This is a genomic window from Acidimicrobiales bacterium (genome assembly GCA_035536915.1).
Lineage (GTDB): Bacteria > Actinomycetota > Acidimicrobiia > Acidimicrobiales > JAHWLA01 > JAHWLA01.
In genome coordinates, this window is record DATLNE010000031.1 from 148,275 (window position 1) to 172,851 (window position 24,577).

Genomic DNA, 24,577 nt, shown 5'->3' on the forward strand with positions numbered 1-24,577 from the left:
ATGAGCGGTCACTCCAAATGGGCGACGATCAAGCACAAGAAGGGCGCCCAGGACAAGGCGCGGGGGAAGCTGTTCGCCAAGCTGATCCGCCAGGTCGAGGTGGCGGCCCGGGAGGGCGGGGGCGACATCAACGCCAACGCCACCCTGCGCACCATGTTCACCAAGGCCCGTGACGCCTCGGTGCCGATCGACACCATCGAGCGGGCCATCAAGCGGGGCACGGGCGAGTTGGAGGGCGTCAAGTACGAGCCCATCACCTACGAGGGCTACGCCCCCAACGGCGTGGCCGTCATCGTGGAGACGCTGTCCGACAACCGCAACCGCACCGGTGCCGACATCCGCTCGATCTTCACCAAGAACGGCGGGTCGACGGCCGAGCCTGGCGCCGTGTCGTGGCAGTTCGAGCGCAAGGGCGTGGTGATCCTGCCCAAGAAGGTCACCGAGGACGAGCTCATGGACGTGGCCCTGGAGGCGGGGGCCGAGGACTTGCAGGACCAAGGCGATTCGTGGCAGCTCACGTGCGCCCCCACCGACCTGAACGGGCTGCGCACGGCGCTGGAGGAGGCGGGGATGGCCTTCGACTCGGCCGACGTGACCATGCTGGCGTCGACGTCGGTGCCTCTCGACAGCGAGGGCGACGCCCGCAAGGTGCTCAAGCTGATCGACGCGCTGGAGGACCACGACGACGTGCAGAACGTCTACGCCAACTTCGACATCCCCGACGCCATCATCGAACTGGTCGAGGCGTAGCGGCCGTGGCCGGCGTCAAGAGCGGGGAGGCCGCTCCCGACTTCACCTTGCCCGGCACGGGCGGGCGGTCGTACTCGCTGTCCGACTACCGGGGCCAGCCAGTGCTGCTGGTGTTCTACCCGGGCGACAACACGCCGGTGTGTACGACGCAGCTCAACACCTACTCGTCGAACATCGACCAGTTCGAGGGACTCGGCGCGCAGGTGCTGGGCATCAGCCCCCAGGACGTGGACTCCCACGAGCAGTTTTCGTGCAAGCAGGGCGGGTTCAAGTTCCCGTTGCTGGCCGACTGCGACAAGTCGGTCGGCCGGGCCTATGCCGTGGTGGGGCCGCTGGGCTTCTACAAACGGTCGGTGTTCGTGGTCGACGGCGACGGCGTCATCCGCTACGCCCACCGATCCGCCCACGGGCTGACCTACAAGAAGACCGACGAGCTCCTCGCCGCCGTCAAGGCCGCCGCCGCCACCGTCTGAGGGTCCACCACCGGCGGCCTAACCCCGGTTACCCTCGAACGCATGTTCGTGTTGGGCATCGACCCGGGGGTGTCCCGGTGTGGCTACGGCGTCGCCTCCCGCAACCGTGCCGGCATGGCCGCAGTCGCCGCGGGCGTGCTGACCACGCCGAAAGACGACCCGTTGCCCGACCGGCTGGCCTCGCTGAACCGCGAACTGCGGGCGCTGATCGCCGAGTTCAACCCCGAGGCGGTGGTGGTCGAGCGGGTCTTCTTCCAGACCAACGTGCGTACCGCCATGTCGGTGGCCCAAGCCAGCGGGCTGGCCTTGGCCGCGGCCTCGGAGGCGGGCTGCACGGTGGCGCAGTACACGTCGAACGAGGTGAAGCTGGCGGTGGCCGGGTACGGCGCCGCCACCAAGGAACAGGTGCAGCGCATGGTCCAGTCGTTGCTCGGCCTGCCCGAGCCGCCCCGCCCGCCCGACGCCGCCGACGCCTTGGCGCTGGCGCTCTGCCACCTCACGCTCGCCCCCCGGCTGGCCCGGGTGGCCGCCGCCGGAGGTGCGCAGTGATCGGGTCGCTGCGGGGCGTCGTGCTCGACCGGTCGGCCGACGGCAACGAGCTGTTGGTCGAGGTGGCCGGGGTCGGCTACCGGGTCACGGTCACGCCCGCGGTGCTGGCCACCGTCGAGCTCGACGGGCCGACGTTCCTCCACATCCACACCCACGTTCGCGAAGACGCCCTCGTCCTCTACGGCTTCGTGACCCGCCAGGAACGGGCGTGCTTCGAAGCGCTGCTGGGCGCCCACGGCGTCGGCCCTGCCCTGGCCATGGCCATCCTGGCCGCCCTCAGCCCCAACGCCTTGCAGCGGGCCGTCGCCATCGACGACGTCGACGCCCTCACCACCGTCCCCGGCGTGGGCAAGAAGACGGCCGCCCGCCTCCTCATCGAACTCAAAGCCCGCCTCGACCTGCCCGACCTGGAGCTGGCGGTGGTCGGCGGCAACGGCACCGACAGCACCCGCTCCGAGGTGCGCGCCGCCCTCGCAGGCCTCGGCTACGGCCCCGACGAGGTGCGCGACATCGTGCGCGACCTGCCCGACGACGGCTCGGTCGAGGACCTGCTCAAGTCCGCTCTCAAGCAACTGGCCACGGTGCGTTGAGCCCGCGCGAAGAAGTGCTCACCAGCCCGGCGGTGGCCGATCCGGTGGAGGTGGCCGAGGAGGTCACGCTCCGGCCTCGGCGGCTGAGCGAGTTCGTGGGCCAGCCCCAGCTCAAGGAGCACCTCGACATCGTGCTGGAGGCCGCCCGCCGCCGCGGCCACCCCGCCGACCACCTGCTGTTCGCCGGCCCGCCCGGCCTGGGCAAGACCAGCCTGGCGGGCATCGTGGCCACCGAGATGGGTGTGGGCCTGCGCATCACCTCAGGCCCCGCCCTGGTGCGGGCGGGCGACCTGGCCGCCATCCTCACCGACCTCCACGAGGGCGACATCCTCTTCATCGACGAGATCCACCGGCTGGGCCGGGCCGTCGAAGAAATCCTCTACCCGGCCATGGAGGACTTCCAGCTCGACATCGTGCTGGGCAAGGGCCCCGCCGCCCGGTCCATCCGCCTCGACCTGCCCAAGTTCACCCTGGTGGCGGCCACCACCCGCACCGGCCTCATGACGGGGCCGCTGCGCGACCGCTTCGGCTTCGTGGCCCGCCTCGACCACTACCCGGTCGACGACCTGCAGGAGATCGTGCACCGGGCCGCCCGCATCCTCGGTGTCACCCTCGATCGCGAGGGTGCCCGTGAGATCGCGGGCCGCAGCCGAGGCACCCCCCGCATCGCCAACCGCCTGCTGAAGCGGGTGCGCGACTTCGCCGAGGTCCGGGGCGACGGCGTGGTCACCGCGGCCATCGCCTCCCAGGGCCTGACCCTGTTCGGCGTCGACGAAGCGGGCCTCGACAAGGTCGACCGGGCCATCCTCGACACGGTGTGCCGCCGATTCGGCGGCGGACCTGTCGGCCTGTCGACCCTGGCCGTCAGTGTGGGGGAGGAGACCGAGACCGTCGAAGACGTCTACGAGCCGTTCCTGTTGCAACTGGGCATGCTCAAGCGCACCCCCCGGGGCCGGGTGGCCACCCCCGCGGCCTGGCAGCACCTCGGCTTGGCCGCCCCCCGAACGGTCGACGCCCCCGTCCTGTTCGACGACTGAGCTACTTGGGCGGCAGTACCCGGGCCTCTTTGGGCACCGAGAGCTCGTCGGGCAGCGGGTTCTGCTGGCAGATGCCCAGGTCGGCTTCGACCACCACGACGCAGGCCCAGTCTGTGCCGGAGCGCCCGGCGGTGTCGGCCAGAGCGGGCACCACGCCTGCGGAAAGGGCGGCGAAGGCGGCGCCCAGGATGAAGACCACACGCTTGGTCATTCGGAGTCCTTTCTGAGGTCGTCCACGTAGTCGCCTGCCGTCAGCACAACTTCGTCGGCGGCGCCTGTGGGGTTCGCTCCGAGGTAGGCGACGCCGTCGGCGCCGTTGTTCACCTCTTGTTCCTGTGTGCGTTCGATGCCGTTGTCGACACCGACGTCCTGTGTGCCCAGTCCGACAGGGGGCACGGCCGACCCACCCCGTTCCTTGCCGGGTTGCTTGGGCGTGGCGGCCGGGACGTCGGCCCGCGACGTCGTCGCAGGTGCCGACGGGACCGCCGCAGGCGAGGAGGCGGCGGTGGGGGCGACGGCGACGGCGGCCGCCGGTGACATGGTCACGGCAGACGCCTGCGTGTTGCCTCCGCCGGTGAGCATGGTCGTCGACCCCACCACCACGGCAGCAGCCGCCATGGCGTTGCCCACGGTGGGCGCCCACGACGGCACGCTCCACTCGTCGACCCGCAGCTTGAGCCGCAGGGCCGCCATCTTCCGCCCGAACCAGCCGAGGCCGATACCGGCAGCCACGGGCACGGCGTCGGGGCCGGCCAGCACGTCGAACTCTCGTTTGAGGGCCTTGCGGGCCCGGTGCAGCAAGGCTTCGACCGTCCCCAGGTTCACGCCGAGGTGCTCGGCGATGTGCTGGTACGACCACCCGTGGTGTTCGCGCAGCGACAGGACGTCGCGGTGGCGCGGCGTCAACCGGGCCATGGCCTGGTTGAGCATCTCGGCATCGACGGCGCGGATAACCCGGTCGTGGTCGCCCTCCCAGGCGCCCAGGTCGATGACCGCGGCGGGCTCGCTGCGCGCCCGGCGGCGGAACTCGTCGGTGCAGAGGCGAGCAGCGATCACGCTCAGCCAGGGGTAGAACTTGCGCTCGCCCCCCAGGCGAGGCAGCGCTCGGTAGGCCCGCGCAAATGCCTCTTGCGCCACTTCCTCCGCAGCGTGCGGGTCGTGCAGTCGGCGCACGCAGGAGCGGTACAGGCGTCCGAAGTACCGGCGGTACAGGTCTTCGAACGCGCCGTCGTCTCCTGCTTGCGAACGAACGACGAGGTCGCGGTCGCGGCAGAGGTCCACATCATCGGCGCGAAGTGCCATCGCCTCACCCCAGTACTGCTGCTCGAGCTGACCCCTGCGAGCTTGGTTCGCCGCAGAGGGTGGTAGTTCCTCTCTAGTCTCGCTCATGCCGTGACCCGCGTCGATGCTTTCGAGTACCAGTTGCCCCCGGAGGCAATTGCCCAGCAACCCGTCGAGCCCCGGGATGCGGCGCGCCTACTGGTGTCGCTCGACGCCGGCGCCCCGCCCCAGCACCGCCACGTGCGCGACCTGCCCGACCTGCTGGAGCCCGGCGACCTGCTCGTCGTCAACGACACCCGGGTGCGCCCGGCCCGCCTCCACCTGCACAAGGAGACCGGCGGTGCGGCCGAGGTGCTGCTGCTCGAACCGGCCGGCCCCTCGTCGCTGGCGTGGGAGGCCCTGGTGCGGCCGGGGCGACGCCTGCCGCCCGGCACCCGCCTGTTCGGCAACGACGGCACTGCTGTGGTGGAGGTGGGTGAGCCCGTGGGCGACGACGGCAGGCGGCTCGTCACCCTGCTCGACGACCCCGACCGCCACGGCACCGTGCCGCTGCCCCCGTACATCACCGAGGCGTTGGCCGACCCCGAGCGCTACCAGACGGTGTACGCCGCCCGGCCGGGCTCGGTGGCGGCGCCCACGGCGGGCCTCCACCTGAGCCGCGACGTGCTCGACCGGTGCGCGGCCAAGGGGGTCGGACTGGCCCGGGTCGAGCTGGTGGTCGGCCTCGACACCTTCCGGCCCATCGCCACCGAGGCGGTCGAGGACCACGTCATGCACTCCGAGCGCTACACGGTGCCCGCCGAGACTCTGGACGCCTGCGCCGCGGCTCGGCGGGTGGTGGCCGTGGGCACCACGTCGGTGCGGGCGCTGGAGTCGGCCGCCGCCCGGGGCGAGATGGAAGGGCGCACCGACCTGTTCATCTCGGGCGACTACCCGTTCAAGGTGGTCGACGTGCTGCTCACCAACTTCCACCTGCCCCGTTCGACCCTGCTCGTCCTGCTCGAGGCCTTCTGCGGCCCCGGGTGGCGGACGCTGTACGACGAGGCGCTGGCCGAGGGCTACCGGTTCCTCTCCTTCGGCGACGCCATGCTTGTGAGCCGCCGCCCGTGACCCTCGCCATCGACATCGAGGCGCTCGACGGCGCGGCCCGGGCGGGCGTCGTCACCACGGCCCGGGGGACGTTCCACACCCCGTGCTTCATGCCGGTGGGCACCAAGGGCTCGGTGCGGGCGGTCTCGTCGGCCGACCTCGACGACCTCGGCGTAGAGGTGGTGCTGGGCAACACCTACCACCTCATGCTGCGGCCCGGCGCCGAGTTGGTGGAGTCGCTGGGCGGCCTCGGCGCCTTCTCGGGGTGGACGGGCCACACGCTGACCGACTCCGGCGGCTTCCAGGTCTTCTCCCTCAAGCCCAAGGTCGACGACGACGGCGTGACGTTCCGCTCGACGTACGACGGGTCGTCGCACCGGCTCACCCCGGAGGACGCAGTGCGGGTGCAGTCGCAGATCGGCGCCGACATCCAGATGGTGCTCGACGTGTGCCCGCCGTTGCCGTCGCCGCCCGGGGTGGTGCGGCTGGCCGTGGAGCGCACGGCGGCGTGGGCGGCCCGGGCCCGCACCGCGCCTCGCCGCGAAGGGCAGGCGCTGTTCGGCATCGTGCAGGGTGGCGTCGACCCGGTGCTGCGGGGCGAGAGCGCCCAGCGCACGGTCGAACTCGACTTCGACGGGTACGGCATCGGCGGGTTGTCGGTGGGGGAGCCCCGGGCGGAGATGCTGCCGGCGTTGGATGCCGCCCTGGCCGAGCTGCCGCGTGACCGGCCGCGCTACCTCATGGGGGTGGGGGACGCCTTGAACCTGGTCGACGCCATCGGGATGGGCGTCGACATGTTCGACTGCGTGCTGCCCACCCGCCTCGCCCGGCACGGCAGCGTGTTGACCTCGGCCGGGCGGCTGCAGTTGCGCAACGCCGCGTTCGCCCGCGACGACGGCCCCCTCGACCCCGCGTGCGGGTGCCGGGTGTGCGCCCGCTGGTCCCGCGCCTATCTCCGCCACCTGCTGCAAGTGGGTGAGCTGACGGCCCTGCACCTGCTCACCGTGCACAACCTGGCGTGGACCATCGGCCTGGTGCGAGCGGCCCGGGATGCCGTGGTCGCGGGCACGTTCCCGACATTTCGTGCAGGCGTCGCCGCCGTGTGGGACGCGGCGCCCACCGCTTAACTGTCACACCCCACTGCTAACCTGCCCCGCGCCGTGGAAGCCCTTCCTCTTCTCATCCTTGTCGCGCTGATGTGGCTGCTCTTGATCCGGCCGCAACAGCAGCGAGTTCGCCGCCAGCGAGACCTGGTCGCCACCCTGGCGGTGGGCGACCGCGTGGTCACCATCGGCGGCATCAAAGGCACCATCGTCGGGCTCGACGAGGAAGAGGCCCGCATCGAGGTGGCACCGGGTACGGTGCTCACCCTGGTTCGGCCCGCGGTGAGCCGTAAGGCCGAGGCGGGCGAAACGCGGGGCTACGAAGGGGACGAAGGCTGATGCGTCGGGGGACGGTTGGATCGCTGATCGCCATCGTGGTGATCGCGCTGGGGGCGTTCGTGGCCACCCTGGCGGTGGGTAACTCGCCGCAGTTGGGCCTCGACCTGCAGGGCGGCACCTCCGTGGTGCTCCAGCCCAAGGACCCGGCCACCCGTGGGGTCCTCAACCAGTCGATCGAGATCATTCGCAACCGGGTCGACGCCCTCGGCGTGGCCGAGCCCGACATCAGCCGCCTGGGCGACAACATCGTCGTGCAGCTCCCCGGCGTAAAGGATGCCGACCGGGCCTTGGAGATCGTGGGCCAGACGGCCGAGCTGCGGTTCCGCCCGGTGGTGGGCGAACTGCCGCCGGAGAACGCACCGCCGCCCACCACGTCGAGCACGGCCCCGGCCGACCCGGCGGCTACCACCACCACGACGATGAACCCGGCCACAGTGCCGACCACGACGCGCGAGGAGGACCTGCCCGACAAGCCGGTCGTCCTGCCCGAGCTCGACGAGGGCCGCGTGGTCCGGCGCTACCAGCTCGGCGCTGCCGAGATGACCGGTCGGGCGGTGGCGACGGCCCGAGCCAACTTCACCGCCGAGGCGGGCCAGTGGGCGGTCGACTTCGAGCTCACCGGCGAGGGCGCCGAGCAGTTCGACGCCATGGCCGCCAAGTACCTGCAGCGCCAGATCGCCATCGTGCTCGACGGGGTGGTGCAGTCGGCGCCGGTCATCCAGCAGGCCGACTTCAACGGCAAGGGCCAGATCAGCGGCGACTTCACCGAGCGCGAGGCCAAAGACCTCGCCCTGGTGCTGCGCTACGGCGCCTTGCCCGTCGAATTGGAGCCGCAGTCCACCCAGCGGGTCTCGGCCAGCCTGGGCAAGGACTCCCTGCGGGCGGGCATCATCGCGGGGTTGGCGGGCCTGGCCCTGGTGCTGCTCTACATGGTCCTGTACTACCGGGCGCTCGGCCTCGTCGTGCTGTTCGGCCTCACCATCTGGGGCACCTTGATGTGGACGATCGTGTCGTTCCTGGGCGAGACCAGTGGCCTGGCGCTGAGCCTTTCGGGCGCCGTCGGCATCATCATCTCGGTGGGCGTGACCGTCGACAGCTACGTCGTCTATTTCGAACGGTTGAAAGACGAGATCCGTTCCGGCAAGACGATCCGATCGTCGGTCGACCGTGGGTTCTCCCGGGCCTTCCGCACCATCCTGGCCGCCGACATCGCCTCGTTCATCGGCGCCGCCCTGCTGTTCATCCTCACCGTCGGGTCGGTGCGCGGCTTCGCCTTCTTCCTCGGCCTGTCCACCCTGCTCGACGTGGTGGTGGCCTGGTTCTTCACCCGTCCCCTCGTCGTCCTGCTCGGCCGTAACCGGCTGTTCACCGAGGCTCGATGGCTCGGGGTGGCGCGGGGCTTGGCGGCCACGCCGGCCGGAGGTGCATCGTGAGCCAGCAGCGCAGCATCTGGTCCCGTCTCTACAACGGCGAGACGTCCATCCGCTTCGTCAGCCGCATGAAGCTGTGGTTCCTGCTCTCGCTGGCCGTCATCGCCATCGGCATGGTCTCGTTGTTCACCCGCGGGCTCAACTTCGGCATCGACTTCGAAGGCGGCACGGCCTGGGAGGTACGGGCACCTGGCGTGTCGGTGTCGGAGGCTCGCGATGCACTGCGGCCCGTCGGCATGGGCGACGCCAAGATCCAGATCATCGGCGACGACCTGATCCGGGTGCAGGAGTCCGCCAGCGACCCGGCCAAGTCGGCCCAGGTGACCCAGGCCTTGGCGGACCTCGCCAAGGTCCCGACCAACCAGGTCAACCTCAACGAGGTGGGCCCCTCGTGGGGCGAGGAGATCACCAACAAGGCCCGACAGGCCCTGATCGTCTTCCTCATCGCCATCACCATCTACATCTCGTTGCGCTTCGAGTGGAAGATGGCGGTGGCCACCCTTGTCGCGCTCGTGCACGACATCCTGGTCACCGTCGGGGCGTACTCCCTGTCGGGCTTCGAGGTCACCCCGGCCACCGTCATCGCGGGCCTGACCATCCTCGGCTACTCGATCTACGACGGCATCGTGGTGTTCGACAAGGTCGATGAGAACACCCGCGGGCTGGCGGCGTCGGGCCGCATGACCTACGGCGACATGGTGAACCTGTCGCTCAACCAGGTGCTGATGCGCTCGCTCAACACCTCGATCACCGCCTTGCTGCCGATCCTGTCGTTGCTGGTCGTGGGCGGCTTCGTCCTCGGCGCCACCACCCTGCAGGACTTTGCCCTGGCGCTGCTCATCGGCCTCACCGCCTCGGCGTACTCGTCGATCTTCATCGCTTCGCCGCTGCTGGCCCTGCTCAAGGAGCGCGAGCCGCGGTATGCCTCGATCAAGGAGCGGGTGTTGGCCCGCGGCGGCACAGGTGCGCCGTTGACCCCGGCGGCGGCAGCCGCCGCCTTGGGCGGCGACGGCGGCGACACGCCCTTGCGGCCCACCACAGCTGCGCCTCGCACCCCGCCGCGGCCCCGCAAGAAGGGCAAGCGTCGGTAGCAGCCGGTAGTACCTTGGGGCGATGGGATACGACGCCGGCTGGCTCAAGGAGCACATCCGCGACATCCCTGATTTCCCCAAGCCCGGCGTGGTGTTCAAGGACATCACGCCCCTGCTGGGCGACGCCGAAGCATTCCAGGCCACGGTCGACGAGCTGGCCGACGCCTTTGCCGAGTCGCAGGTCGACAAGGTGCTCGGCGTCGAGGCCCGCGGCTTCATCATCGCCGCCCCCGTCGCCTACCGGTTGGGCGCCGGGTTCGTGCCCGTGCGCAAGGCAGGCAAGCTGCCGTGGTCGGTGGAGAAGCAGGAGTACGTGCTCGAGTACGGCACCGACTCGCTGGAGGTCCACTCCGACGCCGTGGCGCCGGGGGAGCGGGCATTGGTCATCGACGACGTGTTGGCCACCGGCGGCACCGCCGAGGCCACTGTGCGGCTGGTCGAGAAGTTGGGCGGCGAGGTGGTCGGGCTCGGCTTCGCCATCGAACTGGGCTTCCTCGGCGGCCGGTCCAAGCTGGCAGGGCACGAGATCGTGTCCCTGATGGATTTCGGGTAACAGGCGGTGGCAACGGTCCTGCCCTGGCGCCGACAGGCGGCCCCCGACGAAGGCATCCTCGGGCCGCTGCTGCACGCCTACCGGTCCCGTCACCCCAAGGCCGACGTCAGCCTCATCCTGCGGGCCTTCGAGGCCGCCGACCGGGCGCACGCCACCCAGGTGCGCAAGTCGGGCGAGCCCTACATCCACCACCCCATCGCGGTGGCGACCATCGTGGCCGAGCTCGGCCTCGACGACGTGACGATCGCCTCGGCCCTGCTGCACGACGCCGTGGAGGACACCGGCGTCACCGTCGACGACGTGTCGGCGGAGTTCGGCTCGGTGGTGGCCGCCATCGTCGACGGCGTGACCAAGCTCGACCGGGTGCGCTTCGACTCCAAGGAAGCCCAGCAGGCCGCCTCCATGCGCAAGATGCTGGTGGCGATGGCCAAGGACTGGCGAGTCCTGATCATCAAGCTGGCCGACCGCCTCCACAACATGCGGACGATCGCCGCCATGCCGGAGTTCAAGCAGCGGCGCACGGCCCAGGAGACCATCGACATCTACGCGCCGCTGGCGCACCGCCTCGGCATCCAGGAGATGAAGTGGCAGTTGGAGGACCTGGCCTTCGCCGCCCTGTACCCCAAGCGCTACGCCGAGATCGAGCAGATGGTGGCCATGCGGGCGCCGGAGCGCGAGATCTACCTGGCTCAGGTGTTGGAGCAGGTGCGCGACCGCCTGTCAGAGCTGCGCATCGACGGGGAAGTCACCGGCCGGCCCAAGCACCTGTGGTCCATCTACGAGAAGATGGTCGTCAAGGGCAAGGAGTTCGACGAGATCTACGACCTCGTCGGCATCCGGGTGCTGGTCGACTCGGTCAAGGACTGTTACGCCGCGCTGGGCTCCATCCACGCCACGTGGAAGCCGGTGCAGGGGCGGTTCAAGGACTACATCGCCATGCCCAAGTTCAACCTCTACCAGTCGTTGCACACCACGGTGGTGGGGCCCCAGGGCAAGCCGCTGGAGGTGCAGATCCGCACCCGGGAGATGCACCACCGGGCCGAGTTCGGCATCGCCGCCCACTGGGGCTACAAGGAGCAGGCGCCCGCCGACGTGGCCTGGCTGCAGCGGATCGTCGACTGGCAGTCCGAGACCAACAACCCGGCGGAGTTCTTGGAGACGCTGAAGCTCGACCTGGAGCAGGACGAGGTCTTCGTCTTCACCCCCAAGGGCGACGTGGTGACGATGCCCGCGGGCGCCACGCCCGTCGACTTCGCCTACTCCATTCACACCGACGTGGGGCACCGCTGCATCGGCGCCCGGGTGAACGGCCGGCTGGCGCCCCTCGACTCCAAGCTGCACTCGGGCGACACCGTCGAGATCTTCACCTCCAAGGTGCCGTCGGCCGGGCCGTCGCGCGACTGGTTGAAGATCGTCGTCACGCCCCGGGCCCGCAACAAGATCCGCCAGTGGTTCTCCCGTGAGCGCCGCGAGGACGCCATCGAGATGGGCCGCGACGAGCTGTCGAAGGCGTTGCGCAAGGAAGGATTGCCGGTCCAGAAGCTGGCGTCGTCACCGGTGCTGCTGAAGCTGGCCGAGACGATGAACTACGTCGACATCGACGCGCTGCACGCGGCGATCGGCGACGGCCACGCCTCGGCCAAGTCGATCGCCCAGCGGGTCGCTCGCGAGCTGCGGGGCGGCGACCACGAAGAACAGCTGCCCACGACGGCGCGCTCGCCCCGCCGGCCGTCGCGGCGCAAGTCGGTGGGCGTGCACGTCGAGGGGCTCGACGACGTGATGGTGCGGCTGTCGCGCTGCTGCACCCCGGTGCCGGGCGACGAGATCATCGGCTTCGTGACCCGAGGGCGGGGTGTGTCGGTGCACCGGTCCGACTGCGCCAACGCGCTGGCGCTGACCGATCGCATCATCGAGGTGGAGTGGGACCGCGACCGGGGCGGCGTGTTCGTGGCGTCGATCGAGGTGAAGGCGCTCGACCGGGCCCGCCTGCTGGCGGATGTGACCAGGGTGCTGTCCGAGCACCACGTGAACATCCTGGGTTCGTCCACCCACGTGGGCGCCGACCGGGTGAGCCGCATGCGCTTCGACTTCGAGCTGGCCGACCCGTCGCACCTCGACTCGATGATCACATCGGTCAAGCGCATCGACTCGGTCTACGACGCCTACCGCATCGTCCCCGGGAAGGGCGCATAAGGAGTTGCGCGGATAGGTCGCCCGCCGCTCGCCGTAGGTCGTTCTCGACGGCCTACGGCCGCCGAGACAGGCGCTGTGCTCGTTTTGTCGCCTCGCCTATCGGCTCGGCTCCTAAGCCCAGCCCTGAAATCATTTCCTCCGAGGAGCGTGTATCGCTCGTCAGCCAATCGGCGTGACGACAGCGATGAAAGGGCTCAACATGTTTCGCAAGCTTGGGGTCGCGGCTACGACGCTCGCGGCGGTAGTCGGTTTGGTCTCTCCGGCCATGGCCAGTGATGCCGGGGCAGGCCCGCGCAAAGCGACAGTCACAAACACCCTGCTCGGCATCGGCGCGTACTACGTGCTGGCGGGCGAGGCAGTCGAGACCGACGTCACAAACGGGCTCGCTACGACGATCAGCGCCACGTGCAACGTAACACTGGTGCTCATCGAGGTCCAACCTCGCCGGATGGACCCCCTGTGCTCGATCCGCGACAAGAGCACCGGCCGTCACTACCAGTTGACGACGCTCCAGAACCGCGGCACGGCGGCGGCTGCAGGAAGCTTCGTCGTCACCCAGAGCCACGGCTACGAGCTGTGCGTCGGGATCATGACCTACTACCCGGGCGACATCCCCGGCGGCCGGTACGACGCACCCTGTGTGACGCTGACCAGCGGCGTGTAACGACGCTTTACCCACGAAGGACGGCACGGCCGGGCAACTAACCTCCGGCCGTGCCCGACTTCCAGGCGCCGCCTGGCACCTTCGACGTGTTGCCGCCCCAGTCCGCTCGCTACGAGCGGCTCGTGGCTGCCTTTGCCGACCACGTCGGCCGGGCGGGCTACGGCCTCGTGGTCAGCCCCATGTTCGAGGACATCGGCGTCTTCCAGCGGGTGGGGGAGTCCACCGACGTCGTCCGCAAGGAGATGTACGACTTCGACGACAAAGGCGGCCGCCGCATCGCCTTGCGCCCCGAGGGCACGGCCAGCGTGGTGCGGGCCTACGTGCAGCACCGGCCCACCCCGCCGTTCAAGGCCTGGTACGCCGGCCCCAACTTCCGCTACGAGCGCCCGCAGGCGGGCCGCTACCGCCAGCACCACCAAGTCGGCGTCGAGGTCCTTGGCACCGAGGACCCCGACCTCGATGTCGAGGTCGTCGCCCTGCTGTCGGGCTTCTACGCCCGGCTCGGCCTGCAGCAGGTCACCCTCAAGCTGAACAGCCTGGGCGACGCCATCTGCCGCCCCGCCTACCGCGACGCCCTCGCCGCCCACTTCCGCACCCAGTCCTTGTGCGACGAGCACAAGGACCGCATCGACGACAACCCGCTGCGCATCCTCGACTGCAAGCGCGACCCCTGCCGCGCCGCCTCGGCCGACGCCCCCCTCCAGGTCGACCACCTGTGTGACCCGTGCAAGGCCCACTACGACCGAGTGCAGCGCGGGCTCAGCGCCCTTGCCATCGCCTACACGCCCGACCCCCGCCTGGTGCGAGGCCTCGACTACTACACCCGCACCACCTTCGAGTTCGCCGCCACCGCGCTCGACAGCGCCCAGGACGCCGTCGGCGGCGGCGGGCGCTATGACGGCCTGGCCGAATCCCTCGGCGGCCCGCCCACGCCGGGCATCGGCTTCGGCGCGGGCATCGAGCGCATCCTGCTGGCCTGCGACGCCGAAGGCGTCTTCCCGACCCCGGCCACCACCCTCGACGTCTTCGTGGTCGACACCACCGGGGGCGACGCCGCCCGCGACGCCACCTCCGCCCTCCGGCAGCACGGCATCCGGGCCGACCGCGCCTTCGACAACCGCAGCTGGAAGTCGCAGATGAAAGCAGCCACCCGCAGCGGCGCGCCCCTGACCTTGAACATCGAGCCCGACGGCTGGACCCTGCGCACCAGCGACGGCGAGCGCGAGCCCGTCACCGCCGAGACTGTCGTCGACCACGTGAGAAAGCGACTATGAGGACCGACTACTGCGGCACCCTGACTCCCGAGCACGTCGGGCGCACCGTCACCCTGTGCGGCTGGGTAGGCCGGCGCCGGGAGCACGGCGAGCACCTGGCCTTCGTCGACCTGCGCGATCACACCGGCCTCGTGCAGTGCGTGGTCGACGGCGCCCACGACATCCGCAACGAGTACGTCCTCAAGGTCACCGGCACCGTCCGCCACCGCCCCGAAGGCACCACCAACCCCAACCTGCCCACCGGCGAGGTCGAGGTCGGCGACTGCGACGTCGAGGTGCTGTCGACCGCCGAGCCGCCCCCGTTCCCCATCACCGACCGCATCGAGGCCGACGAGACCGTCCGCCTGCGCCACCGCTACCTCGACCTGCGCCGCGACCGCATGCAGCGCAACCTGCGCACCCGGGCCAAGGTGAACAGCGCCATCCGCAAGGCCATGGAGCGCCAGGGCTTCGTGGAGATCGAGACGCCCATGCTCATCGCCTCCACCCCGGAAGGCGCCCGCGACTTCGTGGTGCCCAGCCGCCTCAAGCCCGGCAGCTTCTACGCCCTGCCCCAGAGCCCGCAGCTGTTCAAGCAGCTCAGCATGGTGGGCGGCATCGATCGGTACTACCAGATCGCCCGCTGCCTCAGGGACGAGGACCTGCGCGCCGATCGGCAGTTCGAGTTCATGCAGCTCGACGCCGAAATGAGCTTCGCCACCCAGGAGGACGTCTTCGCCGCCATCTCCGAGGCGGTGGCCGACGCCACCGAGGCAGCCACCGGCACACGCCCGTCCGAAGTGCCCCGCATGACGCATGCGGAGGCGGCCGAGCGCTTCGGCAGCGACAAGCCCGACGTGCGTTTCGGCATGGAACTGGTCGAGCTCACGCCGGTCTTCGCCGCCACCGAGTTCAACGCCTTCAAGGCCGCCTGCGTCAAGGGCATCCGCGTGCCCGGCGAAGGGCAGGCCACCCGCAACCGCCTCGACGCCCTCACCGACATGGCCAAGCGCTTCGGCGCCAAGGGCCTGGTCTGGATGCGCGTGGCCGACGGCAACACCCTCGACTCGCCGGTGGCCAAGTTCCTCAGCGACGACGAGCTGCAGGGCATCGCCTCGACCCTTGAAGCCCAGCCCGGCGACCTCCTGCTGCTGGTGGCCGACGAGCGCCGCACCGCCCAGCACGTGCTCGGCCTGCTCCGCCTGGAACTGGGCAAGCCCCCCGTCAACGAAGGCGGTTTCCACTTTCTTTGGGTGACCGACTTCCCCCTGTTCGAGGCCGTCGACGAGGCCACGGGCAAGCCCGTCCCCGCCCACCACCCGTTCACCATGCCGCACCCCGACGACATGGAGAAGCTCGACACCGACCCGCTGGCCGTGCGCAGCCAGGCCTACGACCTCGTCGTCAACGGCTGGGAACTGGGCTCGGGCAGCGTGCGGATCCACCGGGGCGACGTGCAGCAGCGCATCTTCGGCCTACTGGGCATCGGCGCCGAAGAGGCCCAGGCCAAGTTCGGCTTCCTGCTCGACGCCTTCCGCTACGGCGCCCCGCCGCACGCGGGCTTCGCCTTCGGCATCGACCGCTTGGTCGCCATCCTCTGCGGCGAGGAGAACATCCGGGAGGTCATCGCCTTCCCCAAGACCCAGTCGGGCCTCGACCCCCTTACCGGCGCGCCCAGCGAGATCGACCCCAAGCAGCTCACCGAGTTGGGCATCCGCTTGCTGCCCCCGCCGCAGAACTAGGTCAACGCGAGGGGCCATCGTTCCGATAGCCCTTGTGTGACAACCGACGAGGTGGCGACGCGCCTGCGCGACGAGCGCTTCGCCCACGAGGCGCGCATCGTCGGCATCCGCAACTTCACCACGCCCTCGTTGGAGGCCGTCGAGCGCCGCCGCTCCGAACTGTGGACGGTCGCCTTCCTGGCCATGGTGTGCATGGCCATCGCCGTCATCCTCCTGAGCATCAACAAGGAGGCGGCCGATGTCGTCAAGCAACCCGCCTTCCGAGTCGCCGTGCTCGGCGTCACCGTGGTGCTCGCCGCCTACGTGCTGGAGAAGGAACGCCACCTCCGCAAGCTGACCCGCCTGCTCATGGACGAACGGGTGCTGACTGCCGCCCTGTCGAACCGCCTCAAGGAGCTGGCCATGCTCTGCGAGGTGGGCAAGGCGGTGAACTCCGTCCTCGACCTCGACCAGGTGCTCGGGATCATCCTGTCGAGCGCCACCGAGCTGCTCGAAGGCTCCAGCGGTTCGGTCATGCTCTTCGACGGCGACCAGCTGCGAGTGGTGTCCGAGCAGGGCAACCCGTCGGCCTTCGACGCGCACGTAGCCATGGGCGACGGCATCTCCGGCCAGGTGGCGCTGCTGCGCGAACCCATGCTGATCAACGGACGGGTGGAGTCGTCGCGCCGAATCGCGGTGGAGAGCGCCATGAGCGTCCCCCTGCTCAACCGGGACGAACTGCTGGGCGTGCTCAACGTCAACGGCAGCCGTGAGCGGGTGTTCACTGAGTACGACCTGCGGGCGCTGACGCTCTTCGCCGACCACGCGGCGGTCGCCATCGCCAACGCCCGCCTGTACGAGGCGGAACGGGTGCACGTGGCCGAACTGCTCGAGCTCGACCGCATGAAGTCGGAGTTCATCGCCACCGTCAGCCACGAACTGCGCACGCCGCTGACCTCGATCATGGGCTGCACCCGCACCATGCAGCGCAAGGAACTGCCCGCCGAAGTGACGGCCGAGTTCCTGCAGATGATCGAACGCCAAGGCCAGCGCCTGCTCGCCCTCATCGAAGACGTGCTCGACGTGCAGCGGGCGGGCGCCGTCGACGAGGTCGGCATCGTCCCCCTCGACGTGCGGCTCCTGCTCGAAGAGGTGCAGCGCGTGCAGGCGGCGGCCGAGCGAGAGGTCCGCCTCGGCGTGGTGCCCCACCTGGTGGTGCTGGGCGACCGCCCCAGCCTGGAGCGGGTGTTCACCAACCTGGTCGACAACGCCCACACGCATGGCGGGGGCAACGTGACCATCGAGGTGGCCGCCGTGCTCGACGGCGACATGCCGTCGGCCCTTGTCTCGGTGCTCGACCGTGGGCGCGGCGTCGACCCCGACGACGCCGAGCGCATCTTCGAGCGCTTCAAGCGAGGCCCCGGGGCGTTCTCGCCGGGCATGGGGCTCGGCCTCTACATGGTGCGCTCGTTGGTCGAGGCCCAAGGCGGCCGCGTGTGGGTGACGCCTCGGGACGGCGGCGGCGCTGCCTTCCGGGTGCTGCTGCCCTGCACCGCGCAGGAGGCGTAGCGTCGGCGCCGTGACGGCGCCCGACGACCTCTTTGCTGCCGCCCTCGACGAACGCCTGGCCCAGCAGGCGCCGCTGGCCGCCCGCATGCGCCCCCGGTCGATCGACGAGGTGGCGGGCCAGGAGCACCTGCTCGGGGCCGGCGCCCCCTTGCGGGCGCTCATCGAGTCGGACCGCCTGTCGTCGATCATCCTGTGGGGCCCGCCGGGCACCGGCAAGACCACCCTGGCCCGGCTCATCGCCGATGCCACCAGCCGGGTGTTCGTGCCGCTGTCGGCGGTCACCGCAGGGGTGAAGGACGTGCGCGAGGTGGTGGAGGCCGCTCGTCGCCGCCTGGCCGAGAACGGACGGGGCACGATCTTGTTCCTCGACGAGGTCCACCGCTTCAACAAGTCGCAGCAGGACGCGCTCCTGCCATCGGTGGAGGACGGCACGCTGACGCTGGTGGGGGCCACCACCGAGAACCCGTACTTCGAGGTGAACGCCCCGCTGCTGAGCCGCTCGACCTTGTTCCGGCTGGAGCCGCTGTCGCCAGAGGCACTGCGGTCGATCCTCGACCGGGCGCTGGCCGCCGAGGGGGCGACGGCCGACGACGACGCGCTCGACTTCATCGTGAACCTGGTCGACGGCGACGCCCGGGCCGCGCTCACCACCCTGGAGGTGGCGTTGGCCCTGGCCGACGGCGCCGTGTCGTTGGCCGACGTGGAAGCGGCCCGGTCGGCCCGCGCCCTGCGCTACGAACGCGACGACCACTACGACATCGTTTCCGCCTTCATCAAGAGCATCCGCGGCTCCGACGTCGACGGCGGCCTCTACTGGCTGGCCCGCATGCTGGCCGCCGGTGAGGACGCCCGGTTCATCGCCCGCCGGCTGGTGATCCTGGCGTCGGAGGACGTGGGCATGGCCGACCCCATGTCGCTGCTGGTGGCCGACGCCGCCGCCCGGGCCGTGGAGTTCGTGGGGCTGCCCGAGGCGCAGCTGAACCTGGCGCAGGCGGTCATCCACTTGGCCACGGCGCCCAAGTCGAACTCGGTCATCACCGCCCTGGGCGCCGCCCAGGCCGACGTGCGCGAACGGCCCGCCGGGCCGGTGCCTCCCCAGTTGCGCGACTCCCACTACAAGAGCGCCAAGAAGCTCGGCCACGGCGTGGGCTATCGCTACCCCCACGACGACCCCCGCGGGTGGGTGGAGCAGGAGTACCGGCCCGACGAGGTGGCCGACCGCACCTACTACGAGCCGTCACCCCACGGGCGGGAGGCCGACATCGCCCGCCGCTGGCAGGAGCGCCGCGGCATCACCGACTGACTTGCCAGTTGTGCGCGGTACGCCGCGCACAACTGGCGGCTCAGCGCCGGGCGATTAGTGTCACCCGGCTATGAGCGGTGGGGAAGTCGCAGCCGTTATCGCGTCGGTGGCACTGGTGGTCGCCGTCGTCGCCCTCCTGTTCGCCTTGGTGGCGCTGACCCGCACCCTGGGCACCCTGCGCACCGCGGTCGAGGACCTGCGGCGGGAGACCCTTCCTGTCCTCCACGACCTGCGCACCACGGTGGGCACGGCCAACGCCGAACTCACCCGGGTCGACTCCCTGCTCACCACGGCCGAGTCCGTGGGCGCCACCGTCGACTCGGCCAGCAGGCTGGCCTACCTGGCCTTCTCCAACCCGGTCATCAAGGTCCTCGCCCTGGCCAGCGGCACCGGCCGGGCCGCCCGCCGCCTCCGCCGCACCACCCCGCGCTGAAATGTTCAAGCGACTGTTCTGGCTGGTGGTCGGCGCGGGCTTCGGCTTCGGGGTCAGCTTCTGGCTCACCCGCTTCGTCAAGGAGACCGTCAACCGGTACTCCCCGGAGCGGGTCAGCGCGGACCTGGGCAGCGCCCTCAAGGAGTTCGGCACAGACCTGCGGGCGGCGGCCACAGAGGCGGTGGAGGGCATGCGGGAGGCCGAAGCCGACCTGCGGGCCCGAATAGAGCCGAACAGGTAACCACCCCCCGGTAGGCTCGGTGTTCGCCATGGACGCCACCGCCTCCGCCCTCCGCAAGGCCTTCGTCGACTTCTTCGTGGAGCGCGGGCACACGCACGTCCCCTCGTCGAGCCTGATCCCGCACGACAAGACGGTGCTGTTCACCGTGGCAGGCATGGTGCAGTTCAAGCCCTACTTCCTGGGCGACGAGGCGGCGCCGTTCCCTCGGGCCACCACCGTGCAGAAGTGCTTCCGCACCCTCGACATCGACATCATCGGCACCACCGCCCGGCACTGCACGTTCTTCGAGATGCTGGGCAACTTCAGCTTCGGCGACTACTTCAAGGAAGGCGCCCTCCCGTTCGCCTGGGAGCTGGTGACCGAGGTGCTCGGCTTCCACCCCGACCGCCTGTGGGTCACCGTCCACGAGAGCGACGACGAGGCGGCCGACATGTGGCTCCGCTTGGTCGGCGTCCCCCAAGAGCGCATCCAGCGCCTCGGCGACGAGGACAACTGGTGGGCCATGGGCGACAAGTACGGCCCCGGCCCGTGCGGCCCGTGCTCGGAGATCTACTACGACCTCGGCCCCGACTACGGCCCCGACGGCGGCCCCCTCCACGGCGGCGAAGACCGCTTCGTGGAGATCTGGAACCTGGTCTTCATGCAGTACAACCGCATGCCCGACAAGAGCCTGGTCGAGTTGCCCAAGAAGAACATCGACACCGGCGCAGGCTTCGAGCGCATCCTGCCGATCCTGCAAGGCGGCTACTCGGTGTTCGAGACCGAGCTCATGCGGCCCATGGTGGCCGCCGCCGAGGGCATCACCGGCCGCCGCTACGGCGACGACGAGCGCACCGACATCAGCCTGCGCATCATGGGCGACCACGCCCGGGCCATGAGCTTCCTGGTCAGCGACGGGGTGTTCCCCTCCAACGAGGACCGGGGCTACGTGCTGCGCCGCATCATCCGTCGGGCCGTGCGCCACGCCTTCCAACTGGGCGTCGACAAGCTGGTGACGCCCACCCTGGTCGACGCCACCGTCGACACCCTGGGCGAGGCGTGGCCCGAGCTGTCGCGCAACCACGACTTCGTGCTCGACGTGGTGACCCGGGAGGAAGAGCGCTTCCGTCAGACCCTGAAGTCGGGCTCGGCCATCCTCGACGAGGAGATCGCCAAGGCCCGCCGGGTCTCGGGCGAAGCGGCCTTCCGCCTGCACGACACCTTCGGCTTCCCCATCGAGCTGACCAAGGAGATCGCCGAGGAGCGGGGCGTCGAGGTCGACCTGCCTGGGTTCGAGGACTCGATGCAGGAGCAGCGGCGCCGGGCCAAGGAGGACCGCAAGGCGGCGGGCGGCGGCAATGACGTGGCCGTCGAGCTCTACCGCGACATCGTGGAGGAGTTCGGCACCACCGAGTTCACCGGCTACGCGGAGCACGAGTCGAAGGCCCGCGTCCTGGCCGTCATCCCCAACGGCGACCAAGTCGAGGTCTTCCTCGACCGCACCCCGTTCTACGCCGAAGGCGGCGGCCAGGTGGGCGACACCGGCACCGTCACCACGCCCACCGGCACGGCCCGGGTGCTCGACACCACCTACGCCCTGCCCGGCCTCCACCGCCACACCGCCGAACTGATCGAGGGCGAGATCACCGCGGGCCAGGAGGCCACCGCCTGCATCGACACCGAGCGCCGTGAGTCGATCCGCCGCAACCACACCGGCACCCACCTCCTGCACTGGGCGCTACGCGAGGTGTTGGGCAGCCACGTGAAGCAGCAGGGCTCGCTGGTGGCGCCCGACTACCTGCGCTTCGACTTCAGCCACCACTCGCCGGTGAGCGACGACGACCTGGCGCAGATCGAGCACATGGTGAACCAGCGCATCCTGGCCAACGAGCCGGTGCGGTCCTACGAGACCTCCAAGGAACAGGCCGAGCAGCTCGGCGCCATCGCCTTCTTCGGCGACAAGTACGGCGACTTCGTGCGCATCGTCGAGGCGGGCACCCGTTCCATGGAACTGTGCGGCGGCACCCATGTCGGCGCCTTGGGCATGATCGGCCCGGTCAAGGTCCTCTCCGAGAGCTCGATCGGGTCCAACATGCGCCGCATCTTCGCCCTCACCGGCGAGGCCACCCTGGAGCACTTCCGCCAAGAAGAGCGGCTGATCGAACAGGCGGCCGACCTGCTCCGGGCCAAGCCCGAAGAGCTGCCCGATGCCGTGCTGCGCACCATCCAGCGCCAGAAGTCACTGGAGGACGAGCTCAAGGCGTTGCGCGCCCAGGTGGCCAAGGCCGAATCGGGTGCGCTGGCGGCCGACGCCGTCGACGGGTGCGTGGTGCTACGGCGCGACGGCTTGGCCCAGGACCAACTGCGCGACCTCGCCCTCGCCATCCGCGAGCAGCCGGGCGTGCGGGCCGTCGTCCTCGTGGGCACGCCCGACGGCGAACGGGTGGCATTGGTGGCTGCCACGGCCAAGGACTCCGGCCTGCAGGCCGGCCCCCTCCTGGCCGAGGCGGCCAAGGCGGTCGGTGGCGGTGGCGGTGGCAAGGGCGACGTGGCCGTGGCGGGTGGCAAGGACGTCTCGGGCATCGACCGCGCCCTCGAGGTCGTGCGCAGCGCCCTCGGCATCGGGTGAGGGTCGTCGGAATCGACCTCGGGAGCAAGCGAATCGGCGTGGCCACCAGCGACGCCACCGGCACCATCGCCTCGCCCTACACCGTCCTCCAACGCCAGGGCCGCGACCGCCAGGCCGACCACCGGGCCATCGCGGCCATCGTGGCCGAGACCGAGGCCGAACGGGTCGTCGTCGGCCTGCCGCTGTCGCTGTCGGGCGAGAAGGGCCCCGCTGCCCAGGCGGCCGAGGCCGAGGTGGACGAACTGGCCGCCGTCGTCGGTGTGCCGGTTGAGACCTGGGACGAGCGGCTGACTACGGTGAGCGCGGACAGGTCGATGATGGAGATGCGCATGAAGGCCGACGCCCGCCGCCGCGTCGTCGACAAGGTGGCCGCTGCAATCCTGCTCCAAGCGTGGCTGGACGCCCACCGATGACGACCCTCTACGACGACGAAGCCGTCTACGAGCCCATGCCCCCCGAGCGGCGCGGCGGCGGGCGCAAGGTGCTGCGCGTGGTGCTCGCCTTGGCCGTCATCGCTGTTCTCCTCGCGGGCGCCGCGGGCGCTTACGTGCTCAACCAGGTCAACGGCTCCTCCGGCGGCGAGGACGTGGCCGTCAGCATCCCCATGGGCTCGTCGACCCAGCGCATCGCCGCCATCCTCGACGACAAGGGCGTGGTGTCGAGCGCCCGCCTGTTCTCCGTCTACGTGCGCTTCACAGGGGGCGGCCCCTTCAAGGCGGGCGACTACACCCTCCAGCGCAACTCGCCCTACAGCAAGGTGGTCGACGCCCTCGACACAGGCCCCGAGGCGCAGGTGGTGCGCCTCACCATCCCCGAGGGGCTCACCCTCAACCAGATCGCCGAGCGGGTGGGCAAGCTGCAAGGCCGCAGCCGCGACCGCTTCCTGGAGCTGGCCAAGGGCGGCCAGGTGCGTTCGCAGTTCCAGCCCGACAACGGCACCAACCTCGAAGGCTTCCTGTGGCCGGAAACCTACGAGTTCGACCCCAAGGACGACGAACTGGTCATCCTGCGCCGCATGGTGGAGGCCTTCGACGCGGCCGCCTCGCAGCTGGGCCTCGACCAGTCGCAGTCGAAGGTGGGCCTGACCCCGTACCAGACGATCATCGTCGCCTCCATGATCGAGGAGGAGGCCAAGATCGCCGAGGAGCGGGGCAAGGTGGCCACCGTCATCTACAACCGCATCAAGAAGGGCGAGACCCTGGGCATCGACGCCACCCTGCGCTACGGGCTCAACCGTCCCACGGAGCCGCTGCGCCAGAGCGACTTGGCCTCCGACAACCCCTACAACACCCGCAAGCTCAAGGGCCTGCCGCCCACGCCGATCGCCTCGCCGGGCCGGTCGTCGCTGGAAGCGGCGCTCAACCCGACGCCGGGGCCGTGGCTGTTCTACGTCCTGGCCGACCGCGACGGCCGCCACGCCTTCGCCGTCACCATCACAGAGTTCAACCGCTACAAGGCCGAGGCCCAGGCCAAGGGGCTCCTCTGACGGTCTCGTCGGCCACTCGGGTGGCCGGGGTCATCGGCGACCCCGTGCGGCACTCGCTGTCGCCCTCGCTCCACAACGCGGCGTTCGCGGCCTTGGACCTCGACTGGGTGTACCTGGCCTTCGAGGTGCCCGCGGGGTCGGCGGCCGCCGCCGTCGAGGGCATGCGAGCCCTCGGCATCGACGGGCTGAACGTGACGATGCCCCACAAAGCGGACGTCGCTGCCGCCGTCGACCGCCTCTCGCCGGTGGCCGAACGCCTCGGCGCGGTGAACACCGTGGTACGGCGGGGCGGGGTGCTGGTGGGGGAGTCCACCGACGGAGCCGGCTTCGTCGATGCCCTGCGCCTCGACGAGGGCTTCGACCCGGCGGGCAAGCGCTGCCTGGTGATCGGCGCAGGGGGCGCGGCCCGTGCCGTGGTGCTGGCCCTGGCCGAGGCGGGCGCCGAGGTCGTGGTCGTCGGGCGCACGCCCGAGCGGGTGGCCGCCTGCGCCGCCTTGGGCGGCCGGGTGGGCACGGCCGATGAAGCGGCGGGCGCCGACTTGGTGGTCAACGCCACCCCCGTGGGCATGGGCGACGACGCCGCCCTGCCGCTCGACCCCGCCAACCTGGGGGCAGGCCAGGTGGTGGCCGACCTGGTGTACCACCCCCTGCACACGCCACTGCTGAGCGAGGCCCGCGCCCGGGGCGCGGTGGCCGTCAACGGCTTGGGCATGCTCATCCACCAGGCGGCGCACGCGTTCCGGCTGTGGACGGGGGAGGACCCGCCGTTGGAAGTCATGTCGGCCGCTGCGGTTCGTGCGCTGTCCCGCTGAAGTTCGGGA

At 70.4% G+C, this 24,577-nt stretch carries 25 protein-coding genes; 23 read left to right on the plus strand and 2 right to left on the minus strand.

Annotation, left to right across the window (positions count from 1 at the left end; all coding sequences use genetic code 11):
- Genes VM938_08250 through ruvB form a run of 5 tightly spaced genes read left to right on the plus strand, consistent with a single transcriptional unit; the run spans position 1 to position 3,399 of the window.
- A complete protein-coding gene (locus tag VM938_08250) occupies positions 1-750 on the plus strand; it encodes a YebC/PmpR family DNA-binding transcriptional regulator (GenBank protein HVF75026.1) in 750 nt (249 codons plus the stop codon).
- A 5-nt stretch (positions 751-755) separates the two neighbouring features.
- The gene (locus VM938_08255) at positions 756-1,223 is read left to right on the plus strand and encodes a peroxiredoxin (protein ID HVF75027.1); all 468 of its coding nucleotides are present in this window, start codon (positions 756-758) and stop codon (positions 1,221-1,223) included.
- Positions 1,224-1,265: 42 nt separating this feature from the next.
- On the plus strand, positions 1,266-1,772 hold the full coding sequence (gene ruvC, locus VM938_08260) for a crossover junction endodeoxyribonuclease RuvC (GenBank protein HVF75028.1): 507 nt from the start codon (positions 1,266-1,268) through the stop codon (positions 1,770-1,772).
- Entirely contained in the window at positions 1,769-2,362 is a 594-nt protein-coding gene (gene ruvA, locus VM938_08265) for a Holliday junction branch migration protein RuvA (protein HVF75029.1), read from the plus strand. Before ruvC ends, ruvA begins: the two co-directional genes overlap by 4 nt.
- Positions 2,359-3,399, plus strand: coding sequence for a Holliday junction branch migration DNA helicase RuvB (gene ruvB / locus VM938_08270; GenBank protein HVF75030.1), 1,041 nt, complete (start codon positions 2,359-2,361; stop codon positions 3,397-3,399). Before ruvA ends, ruvB begins: the two co-directional genes overlap by 4 nt.
- Position 3,400: 1 nt before the next feature.
- On the opposite strand, the gene VM938_08275 is transcribed toward ruvB, so the two are convergent.
- Both VM938_08275 and VM938_08280 read right to left on the minus strand, forming a co-directional pair.
- The gene (locus VM938_08275) at positions 3,401-3,610 is read right to left on the minus strand and encodes a hypothetical protein (protein ID HVF75031.1); all 210 of its coding nucleotides are present in this window, start codon (positions 3,608-3,610) and stop codon (positions 3,401-3,403) included.
- Entirely contained in the window at positions 3,607-4,701 is a 1,095-nt protein-coding gene (locus VM938_08280; protein HVF75032.1) for an RNA polymerase sigma factor, read from the minus strand. Before VM938_08280 ends, VM938_08275 begins: the two co-directional genes overlap by 4 nt.
- A 90-nt stretch (positions 4,702-4,791) precedes the next feature.
- Here VM938_08280 and queA point away from each other — a divergent pair, with 90 nt between their 5' ends.
- The 18 genes from queA (at position 4,792) to VM938_08370 (ending at position 24,568) form a co-directional block, all read left to right on the plus strand.
- Positions 4,792-5,790 carry a tRNA preQ1(34) S-adenosylmethionine ribosyltransferase-isomerase QueA gene (queA, locus tag VM938_08285; protein ID HVF75033.1) on the plus strand — a complete coding sequence of 333 codons (999 nt, stop codon included), beginning with the start codon at positions 4,792-4,794 and terminating at the stop codon, positions 5,788-5,790.
- On the plus strand, positions 5,787-6,896 hold the full coding sequence (tgt, locus tag VM938_08290; protein HVF75034.1) for a tRNA guanosine(34) transglycosylase Tgt: 1,110 nt from the start codon (positions 5,787-5,789) through the stop codon (positions 6,894-6,896). Before queA ends, tgt begins: the two co-directional genes overlap by 4 nt.
- 33 nt (positions 6,897-6,929) lie before the next feature.
- A complete protein-coding gene (gene yajC / locus VM938_08295) occupies positions 6,930-7,211 on the plus strand; it encodes a preprotein translocase subunit YajC (protein ID HVF75035.1) in 282 nt (93 codons plus the stop codon).
- A complete protein-coding gene (gene secD / locus VM938_08300) occupies positions 7,211-8,644 on the plus strand; it encodes a protein translocase subunit SecD (GenBank protein ID HVF75036.1) in 1,434 nt (477 codons plus the stop codon). The genes yajC and secD overlap by 1 nt, the downstream gene beginning before the upstream one ends.
- Complete coding sequence (gene secF / locus VM938_08305) at positions 8,641-9,732, plus strand: protein translocase subunit SecF (protein HVF75037.1); 1,092 nt, start codon at positions 8,641-8,643, stop codon at positions 9,730-9,732. The genes secD and secF overlap by 4 nt, the downstream gene beginning before the upstream one ends.
- Positions 9,733-9,754: 22 nt before the next feature.
- Positions 9,755-10,285 carry an adenine phosphoribosyltransferase gene (locus VM938_08310; protein HVF75038.1) on the plus strand — a complete coding sequence of 177 codons (531 nt, stop codon included), beginning with the start codon at positions 9,755-9,757 and terminating at the stop codon, positions 10,283-10,285.
- A 6-nt stretch (positions 10,286-10,291) separates the two neighbouring features.
- Complete coding sequence (locus VM938_08315) at positions 10,292-12,478, plus strand: bifunctional (p)ppGpp synthetase/guanosine-3',5'-bis(diphosphate) 3'-pyrophosphohydrolase (protein ID HVF75039.1); 2,187 nt, start codon at positions 10,292-10,294, stop codon at positions 12,476-12,478.
- Between the two features lie 265 nt (positions 12,479-12,743).
- Positions 12,744-13,142, plus strand: coding sequence for a hypothetical protein (locus tag VM938_08320; GenBank protein HVF75040.1), 399 nt, complete (start codon positions 12,744-12,746; stop codon positions 13,140-13,142).
- Positions 13,143-13,192: 50 nt separating this feature from the next.
- On the plus strand, positions 13,193-14,416 hold the full coding sequence (gene hisS / locus VM938_08325; GenBank protein HVF75041.1) for a histidine--tRNA ligase: 1,224 nt from the start codon (positions 13,193-13,195) through the stop codon (positions 14,414-14,416).
- The gene (gene aspS, locus VM938_08330) at positions 14,413-16,137 is read left to right on the plus strand and encodes an aspartate--tRNA ligase (protein HVF75042.1); all 1,725 of its coding nucleotides are present in this window, start codon (positions 14,413-14,415) and stop codon (positions 16,135-16,137) included. Before hisS ends, aspS begins: the two co-directional genes overlap by 4 nt.
- A gap of 36 nt (positions 16,138-16,173) precedes the next feature.
- Entirely contained in the window at positions 16,174-17,685 is a 1,512-nt protein-coding gene (locus VM938_08335; GenBank protein HVF75043.1) for an ATP-binding protein, read from the plus strand.
- Between the two features lie 10 nt (positions 17,686-17,695).
- Entirely contained in the window at positions 17,696-18,988 is a 1,293-nt protein-coding gene (locus VM938_08340; GenBank protein HVF75044.1) for a replication-associated recombination protein A, read from the plus strand.
- Positions 18,989-19,058: 70 nt separating this feature from the next.
- Positions 19,059-19,421, plus strand: a complete 363-nt coding sequence (locus VM938_08345) for a DUF948 domain-containing protein (protein HVF75045.1) — start codon at positions 19,059-19,061, stop codon at positions 19,419-19,421.
- A gap of 1 nt (position 19,422) precedes the next feature.
- A complete protein-coding gene (locus VM938_08350) occupies positions 19,423-19,662 on the plus strand; it encodes a hypothetical protein (protein ID HVF75046.1) in 240 nt (79 codons plus the stop codon).
- Between the two features lie 28 nt (positions 19,663-19,690).
- Positions 19,691-22,270 carry an alanine--tRNA ligase gene (gene alaS, locus VM938_08355; GenBank protein ID HVF75047.1) on the plus strand — a complete coding sequence of 860 codons (2,580 nt, stop codon included), beginning with the start codon at positions 19,691-19,693 and terminating at the stop codon, positions 22,268-22,270.
- On the plus strand, positions 22,267-22,683 hold the full coding sequence (ruvX, locus tag VM938_08360; protein ID HVF75048.1) for a Holliday junction resolvase RuvX: 417 nt from the start codon (positions 22,267-22,269) through the stop codon (positions 22,681-22,683). Before alaS ends, ruvX begins: the two co-directional genes overlap by 4 nt.
- Positions 22,680-23,756: an endolytic transglycosylase MltG gene (gene mltG, locus VM938_08365; protein HVF75049.1), complete on the plus strand. Its 1,077-nt coding sequence runs from the start codon at positions 22,680-22,682 to the stop codon at positions 23,754-23,756. The genes ruvX and mltG overlap by 4 nt, the downstream gene beginning before the upstream one ends.
- Entirely contained in the window at positions 23,648-24,568 is a 921-nt protein-coding gene (locus VM938_08370; protein ID HVF75050.1) for a shikimate dehydrogenase, read from the plus strand. Before mltG ends, VM938_08370 begins: the two co-directional genes overlap by 109 nt.
- Positions 24,569-24,577 lie beyond the last annotated feature (9 nt).